Below are 11652 nucleotides of genomic sequence, written 5' to 3'. Positions count from 1 at the left end.
CGACTGCGGATGTAGGCACAAAAAAAAACACCGCACAGGATGCGGTGTCTTTCTGAGCTATGAAAACAAACTTAGCTATCAGAATCCCTCCCCCTGCCAGCGGGCAGCCGTGAAACTGCCGCGGGCCGGGGTCATTCCCGATAACATGATGTAAGATAAAGGGAGGATCAGAGCTGATACCGGCAAATTCGCTGAATCTCTTTATTCCCTCGGTGAACTGCCGCAATCTGAACCACGCGGCTACCAGTTGAGCTTACACCAGGTTCAGGCGGCTCAGCAGGGCGGCTTTATAAGAGCTGCCGATGGGCACGGGCAACACGCTGGTAGCCTGCTCAGCGTTGCGGCCAGCTTCCACAATCACCGCATCATTCTCAATGGCAATGATGCGGTCTAGCCGCACGATGTACTTGCGGTGCACCCGGGCAAAGTCACGAACGGGCAGCTTGGCTTCCAGTTCCTTCATGGTGCTGTACACGGTGTACCGCTCCCGGCCCGAGTAAATATTTACGTAGTCGCCCAGGGCCTCTACGTAGCGAATATCGGTTGTATTAACGCGCAGCAGCTTATGATCCTGCTTAATAAAGATTTCGTTTTGACCTCCGTGCAGGTAAAATGATTCAGCCGTGTCGTTGGCCATTCGCAATAGTCCTTCCAGCTTATGTTTTTCTTCTTCCAGCTGGATGCGGGCCCGCCGCAGCTCCAGGTGCGATACTACTTCCCGCGCCAGAATACGCAGGGCATCCCGCTGTTCCTCCGTCAGGCGGCGGGGCACCGTATCAATGGTGCAGATGGTGCCCAGCATTTGCCCCTCGGGGGTAATCAGGGGGGCGCCGGCATAAAATCGGATGTTGGGCTCTCCGGTTACCAGGTCGTTTCGCTGGAACAAAGGATCAAGCGTGGCGTCCTCTACTTCGTACACTTTATCCGTGAGGATGGCATGCCGGCAGAAGGCCAGGTTAAGGGGCGTGCTCGGCACCTCCAGCCCGACCCGGGCCTTAAACCACTGCCGCTCGGCATCGAGCAGGGATACCAGAGAAATGGGCGTGCCGCAGATGTAAGCCGCCAGCCGCACCAAATCGTCAAATACCGCTTCAGGCGGGGTGTCCAGGATCTGGTATTTGCGTAATGCTTCCAACCGCGCCGCGTCGGAGAGGCGCCGGGCCGGGGCCGCGGCCGTTTGGTTGGGAGTAAATGAGGTAAACGACATTAGAGTAAACGCAGGTGTTGAGACATACTATCCGGATAGCGAAGCATAAATTTCCTTCTAAATAGCGTATATAGCCTTAATTTCTTCCTATTGACTTGCTGAGCAGCCAAAATTGCGGGGCTAACAGCCCAATTTGCTGGGTGAGGCCGCCCGCTTGGCGGGGGCGGCTCGCGGTAGGCGCGGGCAGGCCCGCCTTTACCGAGGTGGAAGGTAACGGAACTGATTTTGAAATTATGCGGTACCTTTACAATCCTGATGCGTACAAAACTGCGTACACGTAGCTTTGCCACTCTAAATTCGGCCTAACGGCTTCCCCTTATGAACTTTGCCACACTCCTGCTCGGAATCGGTAACTTCGGCGGTACTGAGTTTCTTCTAATCGGACTTGCTATTATTCTGCTGTTCGGTGCCAAGCGCATCCCGGAGCTGTTCCGGGGCATGGGCCAAGGCATCCGCGAGTTTAAGGATGCTTCCAAGGAGACCAAGCCCGAGTTCCGCGACCAGCCGGCCAATCCCAACGATACGACGGCTCCGCGCCACTAAGCTGCCTACCCAATGAACGCTCCTCTCTTTCTGTTTCTGGAGGGTATCGGCGGCGGTGAGCTGATGGTCATCGTCCTGTTTATCCTGATTTTCTTCGGGGCCAACAAAATCCCGGAACTAGCCCGCGGTCTGGGCAAAGGCATCCGGGAGTTTAAGGATGCCTCCCGCGAAATCCGCAGCGAAATTGAAAACGCCGGGCAGACGCCGCAACCCCAGCAGCCCTACCAGCAGCAATTCAACCAGCAGCCCTACCCGGCGCCTACCCCCGCTCCGGTGGCCGAAGCCCCAGTAGCCCCGGCCGTAACGCCGGTGGCCCCGCCCATGGATGGCGGCATAACCCCTCCGGTTACGCCCGCCCCCGAGGAGCGCCCCCGCCTCGACCAAACGGCCTAAGCAACTGGTACCAGGCGGCTGGCCTTGTCCTTAGGGCCGGCTCCTTCCTGCTTGGGTTAGTACGCACTACCTACTCCAAACCCTTTTCGTCTTGAGACGCTTCAACTCCCTCACGGAAGTTCGCCACGAGCTGACGGCAGGCACCACGTCCTGCCGTCAGCTCGTGGAGTATTATCTGGATAACATCCGCCGCAAACAGCACCTCAATGCATTTCTGGAGGTGTGGCCCGAAGAGGCGCTGGCCCAGGCCGATGCCGTGGACGCCAAGCTGGCGGCCGGCACGTCCGGTAAGCTGGCGGGCATGGTTATCGGTTTGAAAGATGTGCTGGCTTACAAAGGCCACGCTCTGCAAAGCAGCAGCCACATCCTCGACGGCTTCACGTCCCTGTTCACGGGAACGGCCGTGCAGCGTCTGCTCGACGAAGACGCCATCCTGATTGGTCGCCAGAACTGCGACGAGTTTGCCATGGGCGCTTCCAACGAAACGTCCTTTTTTGGGCCGGCCCGCAACGAAGTGGACCCCAAGCGGGTGCCCGGGGGGTCCTCGGGCGGCTCGGCAGTGGCCGTGCAGGCAGATTTGTGTTTGGCTTCCATCGGCTCCGATACGGGAGGTTCGGTACGGCAGCCGGCGGCGTTTTGCGGCATTGTGGGCTTTAAGCCTACCTATTCGCGCATTTCGCGCTACGGCCTGGTAGCTTACGCGTCGTCCTTTGACCAGATCGGCACCCTTACCCGCTCAGTAGAAGACGCCGCTCTGCTGCTGGAAGTGATGGCCGGCTCCGACCGTTTTGACAGCACGGCCAGCCAGCGTGAGGTGCCTGCCTACAGCCAGCAGCTAGCCCCGGCCCCGCACTACCGCATCGGTTACATCAAAGACTGTCTGGAGCGGCCCGGGTTGAACGCGGAAATCAAGGCCGCCACGGAGCAGGCCCTGGACCGGTTCCGCGGGCAGGGCCACGTAGTGGAGGGAGTGGACTTTCCCTACCTCGATTATATCGTGCCCACGTATTACATCCTCACTACGGCCGAAGCCAGCTCTAACCTGAGCCGCTATGACGGCGTGAAGTTCGGCTACCGCGCTCCGGACGCCACCGACCTGGAGTCGCTGTACAAGAAAACCCGTTCCCAGGGCTTCGGCCCCGAGGTGCAGCGCCGGATTCTGCTGGGCACTTTTGTACTGAGCGCCAGCTACTACGATGCCTACTACACCAAGGCTCAGCGCGTGCGCCGTCTCATCAAGGAAAAAACCGATGAGCTGCTGCGCGAGTACGACTTCCTGGTGCTTCCGACCACTCCTACCACGGCCTTCCGCATCGGCGACGTGAACAAGGATACGCTGGCCATGTACCTGGCCGATATCTTCACGGTGCAGGCTTCCCTGGCGGGCGTACCGGCTATTTCGGTACCGGCCGGCACCGATTCGCAGGGCCTGCCCATCGGCCTGCAGATTCTGAGCGGAGCGTTCCGCGAGGAGCACCTGCTGGCCTTTGCCAACTCGGTTACCGAAACGCTGGCTTCGGTAGAAGCCTAAGGCGGCACCTGATCTTCGATACCCCGGAGTTCCACTCCGGTCTTGGCCGACAACCGGCGGTAAGCTGGTTGCTGATGCGGGACCTACGTGGGGCTTCGGGGTTCTTATTCCCGGCCCGGGCTGGCATTGTACCGGTTTCGTGCTATTTTTGAAGATGTGCCGCTCTGAGGCACAGCATTTTGAGCGTTCGGCTTACCTGCCCGTTTACATGTACGTATGAAGAAGTTGTTGCTGCGTGCTGCTGTTCCCGTATTGTTTGCTGCCTCGGCAGCACTGCCGGCGGCGGCCCAGGTGCAGCCCACCCTCCCTTCCGCGCCGGCTACCCCATCGGCGGCGGACGACTCCTTACAGGTAAACCTAAAGCTGCTGCCCGACTCACTGGTAGCGGCCCCTACCCCCCTCGACTCCGTGAAGCTGGCCTGGCTCCGGACGCCGCCCGAGCTGCGCGACCTGGTAGGGGACCGAATCAGCTGCTTTGAAACAGACGTGCCTCACGTCTTCAACTCGCACGTTATGGCGTTTGTGCGACTGTTCACGGAGCGGCAGCGCGGCTACACCCAGCGGGTGCTGGAACGCGAGAACCTATACTTTCCGCTTTTCGAAAAGTATCTGGCCAAGTATAACCTGCCCACCGACCTGAAATACCTGGCCGTGGTGGAGTCGGCCCTGATTCCGACGGCCAAGTCGCGGGTGGGTGCCACCGGGCTCTGGCAGTTCATGGGCCCCACGGCCAACGACCTGCGCCTACGCCGTGACGAATGGGTGGATGAGCGCATGGACCCGGAAAAGGCTACTGAAGCTGCCTGCAAACACTTGCGCTACCTCTACGGAGTGTTTCATGACTGGGAAATGGTGCTGGCCGCGTATAACTGGGGCGCGGGCAACATGCAGAAGGTAGTGCGGCGGACCGGCAAGAAAACCTACTGGGAAGTGCACCCCCACCTGCCGGCCGAAACGCGCAACTACGTGCCCACCTTCACGGCCATCATGTACACCCTGAAGTACGCCCAACAGCACCAGCTGCACTCCCCCACCCTGCGCTACCAGTACCCCGAGCCCATGGATACGCTTCAGCTGGCCGGCCGGGCCTTCGACCTGACCCGCCTGGCCCGCGCCTGCGGCTACTCCGACTCCATGGCTCTGGCGCGCCTGAATCCGGAGCTGCGCAAACCCTGGCTACCCCAGGGCTACCGGCCCTACGCCGTGCAGCTGCCGGCAGCGGTCCGGCCGGCGCTGGCGGTGGTAGATCGGGCAACGCTGTTTGATTACTGCCGGCCCCTGGCCGAGCTGCCCCAGTTGCTGCCGTTTCGCGCGGTGGCCCTGACCGGCGTGGAGGCTTTCCCGACCCGGTCAGTAGCCGAAGGGGGGCCGCGTGAAAAGACCCAGCCCGCCCAGCCCCGGTTCCGGCGCGTGCGCCACACGGTAAAGCGGGGCGAAACGGTAGCCGCAGTAGCCGAGCGCTACGCGGTAAGTCCGGCCCAGCTGCGCCGCTGGAACACGCTGGGCAAAACCAACGCCCTCACGCCGCGCCGCCAGCTGGTAGTGTTTGTGCCGGTGGCTCCTGCTCCGGAGTCTGCTCCTGAAGTGCGGGTGGCCGCTACGGAAATCCGGAGAAATGATGTTGCCGTGGTAAAGCCCTCCGCGAGGCTCCAGCCGGTAGCGGAGGCGCCCGAGCCGGCCTCTGAGGCAGCTGCCCCGGCCCGGCCTTCTTCTGCCCGGTCAGCTCCGTCCGCACGCACGGCGCGGGTAGAATCTGAAACGGCTGCTCAGGTAGAGCCTGACGATTCGGTGCCGGCTACCTACGTAGTACGCCGCGGCGACTTTCTGGAAAAAGTTGCCCGCACGCACGGCCTGACAGTCAGCCAGCTGATGGCGCGCAACAAGCTCACCTCCGAAACTCTGACGCCCGGCCAGAAGCTGAACCTGCGGGAAATAGAGGATACGGCCGCTGAAGTAGCCGCTGCTACCCGTCAGACGGCGGTTGCCGCCCAGGAGCCGGCCCGGCGGGCTACCCGGCCCACCAGCCGCCCCGCCCTACCCGCTCCTCAGGTGCACCTGGTGCAGCCCGGCGACACGCTCTACAATATTTCGCGCCGCTACCAGGGCCTCACCGTAGAAAAGCTGCGGGAGCTGAACAACCTACAGTCGGATGAGGTAAAGCCCGGGCAGAAGCTCATTGTTAAGAGTTAAAGCCCTACCCCACTTACTCCCGGAAAGGGCAGAGCGCACGCTCTGCCCTTTTTTGTGCTCGGGGTGGCAAGGAGGCAGCTACCGAAATCGTGGTCAGGCAACGGCTGTCAGCGCCCTTGCCCGGCTGAGCTACTTACCGGCTACCCGGTTAATAAAATACGGTAAACCCTTCTCCTAACCGGAATTTGCTGGCACCTTTGAGGTCCAATTTTTCACTAGCTACCGGGGATGAACGCCACGCCGCAAGAAGAACGAGAGTACCTGGAAGAAATCAAGGAGAAGCTGACCCTGGCCATCCGGCGCATTGATGACGCCATGCGGCGGTATTCCAACGAGCTGCGGGAGAAAAAGCAGTACATCCACGAGCACCAGTCGGGCATGGATGAGGCCGATATGGTTTCTGCTGAGCAGTCTATCAATCGCATGGCCTACACAGGCGAGGGCGCCGTGGCCCGCAAGCGCCGCCTGCTCAAGCTGGGCCAGTCGCCGTACTTTGGGCGCATCGATTTCGCTACCCCCGGCAAGGCAGCCAACCCGGTGTACATCGGGGTGTATTCCTTCCTGGATGAAACCCAGCGCCAAAATCTGATTTACGACTGGCGGGCGCCTATTTCTTCCCTGTTCTACGATTTCGAGCTGGGTGAGGCCTCCTACCCTACCCCCTCCGGCACGGTAAAGGGCACCATTGAGCTGAAGCGCCAGTACAAGATCCGGGACGGGCGGCTGGAGTACCTGCTCGACAGCGACGTGAACATTCACGACGACGTGCTGCAGCAGGAGCTGGCCAAGTCCTCCGACGATAAGATGAAGAACATCGTTGCCACGATTCAGCGGGACCAGAACGCCGTAATCCGCAACGAAACCGCGCCGGTGATGATTATTCAGGGCGTGGCGGGCTCGGGCAAAACTTCCATTGCCCTGCACCGCATTGCCTTCCTGCTGTACCGCTACCGCGACACGCTGGCGGCTAAGGATGTGCTCATCATTTCGCCTAACAAGGTATTTGCCGACTATATCTCCAACGTGCTGCCTGAGCTGGGCGAGGAGCACATTCCGGAACTGGGCATGGACGAGGTGGCCGCCGACCTGCTCGATAACCGCTACACCTTCCAGACCTTTTTCGAGCAGGTATCGGCGCTGCTGGAGCGCCACGACGCGGCCTTCATTGAGCGCATCCGGTTCAAGTCCTCGTTTGAGTTTCTGAGCCAGCTCAACCAGTACCTGCTGCACGTTGAGAATAATTACTTCAGCGTGGCCGACCTACGCGTAGGGCGCACGGTGGTACCCGGCGCGTTTATACAGCAGAAGTTTAAGGCCTACCACCGGGTGCCGCTGCTCAAGCGTTTCGGGCAGGTAGCCAATGATGTGCGGGCCTACGTGCGCGACAAGGCTGACCGCAAGCTCACGGGGGGCGAAAAGGCCGCCATCGGGGAAGGTATTCCGCGCATGTTCCGCTACGGCAACGTGCTGGAATTCTACCGGGATTTTTACCGCTGGCTCGGCCGGCCAGAGTTGCTCAAGCTCGACCAACACCGCTTGCACCTGGAGTACGCCGATGTTTTCCCGCTGATTTACCTGCGCCTGCGCCTGGAGGGTCTCACGGCCTACGACCACGTGAAGCACCTGCTGGTGGATGAAATGCAGGACTATACCCCGGTGCAGTACGCCGTGTTATCGAGGCTGTTTCCGTGCCGCAAAACCATTCTGGGCGATGTCAGCCAGACGGTGAATCCCTACAGTGCCTCTTCGGCCGAAGCCATTGAGCGCGTGTTCCCGCAGGCCGATGTGGTGAAGCTGTACCGCAGCTACCGCTCTACCCTGGAGATTACCGCTTTTGCCCAGCGCATCAGCCCCAACCCTCACATTATTCCGTTGGAGCGGCACGGGCAGGAGCCTGCCGTACTGCGCTACCCCAGCCCCGAAGCGGAGCTGGAAGCGGTGCGGGCGCTTGTCACCGCGTTTCCGGGCTCCGGCAGTCAGTCATTGGGCGTCATCTGTAAAACGCTTCGGCAAGCCGAGCGGGCGTATGAGGTGCTGCAGGGCCCCGGCGTAGCCCTGCTCACGGAGGAGTCCACGACCTTCAAAGACGGTGTTATCATCACGACGGCCCATTTGGCGAAAGGACTGGAATTTGATGCCGTCATCGTGCCCTTCGCCTCGACGCGCACCTACAAAACGGAGGTGGACCGCAGCATGCTCTACGTGGCCTGCACCCGAGCTATGCACCAGCTCACCCTCACGTACTCCGGGGAGCTCACCACCTTCCTGGGCGATTAAGAGTGCCTGGATAACGGCTTACTTCCGCTGTTTCAGAAAGTGCAGGGCTAACGCTCTGCACTTTTTTTGTTTTTGACTACCAACACCCTGCACAAAAAATGCAGCAGTAAATTCAAGGCAGGGAACTATTTCGGCTGAAGTTGGCACGGCGCTTGGCTAAGCACCGGTATTCCGCGTCCTCCTTCCTATCCTTTCCTTACTATGTTGAAATCAGTACGTATCCCATTTCTGTCCGGCGTTACCTTGCTAGTGCTTACTACGGCTTGCCAGAAAGACACCGAAATGCCCGAGCCAACGGTTACGCCGCCGGTGCAAGAGGCCAACGTTAGCTTAACCTACACCTACCCAACGGCTTCCGCCAACCGAGGCCAGACATTTCTGGCCCAGGAACCAACCGGCAAGCTGGCGTCCGATAAGCTTACCCTCAGCTTTGAAAAAGCCCCACGCGCCGTGGGTATGCTCACGGAGGAGCGCATAGGGTTTGTACTTCCCCGCAGCAAACAGAAAAGCGGCCTGGTAGGCTCCTACACCTTGGCCTCGCAGCCCGACCCCGGCCAGGGCGAGGTAGTAGCTACCTACGAGCGCCCGACCTTCAATACGGGTGTGTACCTGAACCAGTATTCCGGCAACTCGCACCCCATGGAGGGCTCCCTGGTCATTACCAAATACGACGCCGCCCGCCAGCTTATCAGCGGCTCTTTTACGTTCACGGTGAAGCAGGCCAAAGACCCCTACACCTACCTGGCCATCGGCTCCAGCTCAGATGGCCGCAGCAGCTGTGAGATTAAAGGCTACGGTACGTTTGAGGAAATTCCGCTGCTCTAGGCTGCGCCTCGCCTCCCTACCCCCTTGCCCGCCCCAAACCCTACTGCTGGGTTTGGGGTGTTTTTCTTATCCGGGCGGGGGCTTGTACCTTTGCCCTGGGTTGATTTTGCCCCATCCTGCTTTCTTGCCGTTTAAAGGAAGCTCCACCCCTCGCATTGTAGCATGCTGAAGATAAACAAACAGGACGCGCTCAATTACCACTCGCAAAGTCCCGCCGGTAAAATTGAAGTCATTCCGACCAAGCCCGTCAGCACCCAGCTGGATTTGGCCCTGGCCTACTCGCCGGGGGTAGCCGAGCCCTGCAAAGCCATTGCCGCCAACAAGGACGACGTATATAAATACACGGCCAAGGGCAACTTGGTAGGCGTTATCAGCAACGGTACCGCCGTGCTGGGACTGGGCAACATCGGCCCCGATGCCTCCAAGCCGGTTATGGAAGGCAAAGGCGTACTGTTCAAGAAGTTCGCGGGCATCGATTGCTTCGATATTGAAATCGACGCCACCGACCCCGAGGAGTTTATCCGCATCGTGAAGTCGCTGGAGCCCACGTTCGGCGGCATCAACCTGGAGGACATTAAAGCCCCCGAGTGCTTCCCCATTGAGACTGCCCTGCGTGAGCAGATGAACATTCCGCTTATGCACGACGACCAGCACGGCACGGCTATTATTTCGTCGGCGGCCTTGCTGAACGCCCTGGAGGTAGTCGGTAAGAAAATCGACGAAATTCAGGTGGTCGTGAGTGGGGCCGGTGCTGCCGCCATCAGCTGCCTGCGCCTGTATCTGGAGCTGGGCCTGAAGCGCGAAAACGTGGTGGTGTTCGACAAAGACGGCATCATTAACCCCCAGCGTACCGATCTGGCGGCCCTGCAGATGCAATTCGCTACCCAGCGCGACATCACCAGCCTGGCCCAGGCCATGGAAGGCGCCGACTTTTTCCTAGGTCTTTCGGCGGCTAACGTGCTAGCCCCGGAGCTGCTCCTGAAGATGGCCGCCAACCCCATTGTGTTTGCCCTGGCCAACCCCGACCCGGAAATTGCCTACGAGCTGGCCCTGGCTACCCGCCAGGACATCATTATGGCTACCGGCCGCTCCGACCATCCCAACCAGGTGAATAACGTACTGGGCTTCCCTTACATTTTCCGGGGCGCGCTAGACGTGCGGGCTACGGAAATCAACGAGGCCATGAAGCTGGCCGCCGTGCACGCCCTGGCCGAGCTGGCCAAGGAGCCCGTGCCCGACATGGTAAACAAGGCCTACGGCGACAACACCCTGTCCTTCGGCCGCACCTACCTGATTCCTAAGCCTCTGGACCCCCGCCTGATTACTACCGTCAGCCCGGCCGTAGCCAAGGCCGCCATGGAAAGCGGGGTAGCCCGCACCCAGATTGACGACTGGTTTGCTTACGAAGATGAGCTGCGCGCCCGCCTCGGCGTAAACCAGAAGCTGATGAACCGCATTACCCAGGCGGCCCGCAGCAACCCCAAGCGCGTGGTATTTGCCGAAGGTGACACCTACAAAATTCTCAAGGCCGCCCAGATTCTGCACGACGAGGGCATTGCCCAGCCCATCCTGCTCGGCAACCGCAACAAGATTGCGCGTATTGCCGCCGAAAACAGCCTGGACCTGGAAGGCTGCCAGATCATCGACATTCTGCAGGACGAAGCCAAGCGCGAGGAGTACGCCCAGAAGCTGTACGAAAAGCGTCAGCGCCGTGGTATTACCCTCTACGAAGGTCGCCGCCTGCTGCGCGAGCGAAACTATTTCGGGAGCATGATGCTGGAAACCGGCGAAGCCGATGCCTTCATTACCGGTCTGAGCAAGGACTACGGCAAGAGCATTGTGCCTTCCCTGCAGGTGATTGGGGTGGCTGAGAGCGTGAAGCGTGTGGCTTCCATGTACATCATCCAGCACAAGAAAGGCCCATACTTCTTCGCCGATACCACCGTGAACATCGACCCATCGGCCGAGGAAATGGTGGAAATCATTGGTCTCACGTCGCGGGCCGTGAAGTTCTTTGACACCGAGCCGCGGGTTGGTGTTATCAGCTACTCCAACTTCGGCTCGAACCCCGGCGAGCTGCCCGACAAAGCCCGCCGTGCTACCGAGCTGGCCAAGCAGCGCTACCCCGACCTGATTCTGGACGGGGAAATGCAGGCCAACACGGCCCTGAACCCGGAGCTGCTGCGCGAGCAGTACCCCTTCTCGCCCCTGGCCGACAAGGGCGGCGCCAACACGCTCATCTTCCCGAACGTGATTAGCGGCAACATTGCCTACAAAGTCATCCAGGAAATTGGCGGGGCCGAAGTAATCGGGCCCATCCTGATGGGTATGCGCAAGCCCGTGCACATTCTGCAGCTGGGTGCTTCGGTCCGCGAAATCGTGAACATGGCCGCCATTGCCGTGGTAGATGCACAACACCCGGAAGGCAAAGGGTTGTAAGCAGGTGATGAGGTAATAGGTAAAGGGTGAGAGGTGACGACAGAACGCCTTTCCTGCCTCCCCAAAGTGTCAGAAGCCCGGCCGCTTACTAAGCGGCCGGGCTTCTGCATTCTTCTGGTTTCCTCACCGCTTTCTTCCTACCCCATAGCATCGCCTTTAACCCCGCCCGCCCTTTCACCTCGTTACCTCACACCCTTACCTGTCACCATTTACTTCATTACCTTCCTACCTCATCACCTCATTACCA

General features: G+C 60.0%; 8 protein-coding genes. 7 read left to right on the top strand and 1 reads right to left on the bottom strand.

Annotated features, from left to right (window positions below):
- Positions 1 to 253: 253 nt before the first annotated feature.
- Positions 254 to 1207, bottom strand: a complete 954-nt coding sequence (locus FGZ14_RS21815) for a GAF domain-containing DNA-binding protein (RefSeq protein WP_180754401.1) — start codon at positions 1205 to 1207, stop codon at positions 254 to 256.
- 318 nt (positions 1208 to 1525) lie between these two features.
- Here FGZ14_RS21815 and FGZ14_RS17830 point away from each other — a divergent pair, with 318 nt between their 5' ends.
- The 7 genes from FGZ14_RS17830 (at position 1526) to FGZ14_RS17800 (ending at position 11405) form a co-directional block, all read left to right on the top strand.
- Entirely contained in the window at positions 1526 to 1750 is a 225-nt protein-coding gene (locus tag FGZ14_RS17830) for a twin-arginine translocase TatA/TatE family subunit (protein ID WP_139925538.1), read from the top strand.
- Positions 1751 to 1762: 12 nt separating this feature from the next.
- The gene (locus FGZ14_RS22270; RefSeq protein ID WP_139925537.1) at positions 1763 to 2143 is read left to right on the top strand and encodes a twin-arginine translocase TatA/TatE family subunit; all 381 of its coding nucleotides are present in this window, start codon (positions 1763 to 1765) and stop codon (positions 2141 to 2143) included.
- Between the two features lie 91 nt (positions 2144 to 2234).
- Positions 2235 to 3674, top strand: a complete 1440-nt coding sequence (gatA, locus tag FGZ14_RS17820) for an Asp-tRNA(Asn)/Glu-tRNA(Gln) amidotransferase subunit GatA (RefSeq protein ID WP_139925536.1) — start codon at positions 2235 to 2237, stop codon at positions 3672 to 3674.
- 216 nt (positions 3675 to 3890) lie between these two features.
- On the top strand, positions 3891 to 5864 hold the full coding sequence (locus tag FGZ14_RS17815; RefSeq protein ID WP_139925535.1) for a lytic transglycosylase domain-containing protein: 1974 nt from the start codon (positions 3891 to 3893) through the stop codon (positions 5862 to 5864).
- Positions 5865 to 6092: 228 nt separating this feature from the next.
- On the top strand, positions 6093 to 8141 hold the full coding sequence (locus FGZ14_RS17810) for an ATP-binding domain-containing protein (RefSeq protein ID WP_139925534.1): 2049 nt from the start codon (positions 6093 to 6095) through the stop codon (positions 8139 to 8141).
- A gap of 201 nt (positions 8142 to 8342) precedes the next feature.
- A complete protein-coding gene (locus FGZ14_RS17805) occupies positions 8343 to 8966 on the top strand; it encodes a hypothetical protein (protein WP_139925533.1) in 624 nt (207 codons plus the stop codon).
- Between the two features lie 162 nt (positions 8967 to 9128).
- A complete protein-coding gene (locus FGZ14_RS17800; RefSeq protein WP_180754400.1) occupies positions 9129 to 11405 on the top strand; it encodes an NADP-dependent malic enzyme in 2277 nt (758 codons plus the stop codon).
- The last annotated feature ends 247 nt before the right edge of the window (positions 11406 to 11652 follow it).

Source organism: Hymenobacter sp. DG01 (assembly GCF_006352025.1).
Taxonomy (GTDB): domain Bacteria; phylum Bacteroidota; class Bacteroidia; order Cytophagales; family Hymenobacteraceae; genus Hymenobacter.
The sequence above is the reverse complement of the archived record's forward strand: the minus strand, read 5'-3'. Positions and strand labels throughout refer to the sequence as shown.

What these genes read in the sequence shown, in the direction of transcription:
- FGZ14_RS21815 (WP_180754401.1), bottom strand. Translation starts at nt 1,207, where the DNA reads ATGTCGTTTACCTCATTTACTCCCAACCAAACGGCCGCGGCCCCGGCC.
- FGZ14_RS17830 (WP_139925538.1), top strand. Translation starts at nt 1,526, where the DNA reads ATGAACTTTGCCACACTCCTGCTCGGAATCGGTAACTTCGGCGGTACT.
- FGZ14_RS22270 (WP_139925537.1), top strand. Translation starts at nt 1,763, where the DNA reads ATGAACGCTCCTCTCTTTCTGTTTCTGGAGGGTATCGGCGGCGGTGAG.
- FGZ14_RS17815 (WP_139925535.1), top strand. Translation starts at nt 3,891, where the DNA reads ATGAAGAAGTTGTTGCTGCGTGCTGCTGTTCCCGTATTGTTTGCTGCC.
- FGZ14_RS17810 (WP_139925534.1), top strand. Translation starts at nt 6,093, where the DNA reads ATGAACGCCACGCCGCAAGAAGAACGAGAGTACCTGGAAGAAATCAAG.
- FGZ14_RS17805 (WP_139925533.1), top strand. Translation starts at nt 8,343, where the DNA reads ATGTTGAAATCAGTACGTATCCCATTTCTGTCCGGCGTTACCTTGCTA.
- FGZ14_RS17800 (WP_180754400.1), top strand. Translation starts at nt 9,129, where the DNA reads ATGCTGAAGATAAACAAACAGGACGCGCTCAATTACCACTCGCAAAGT.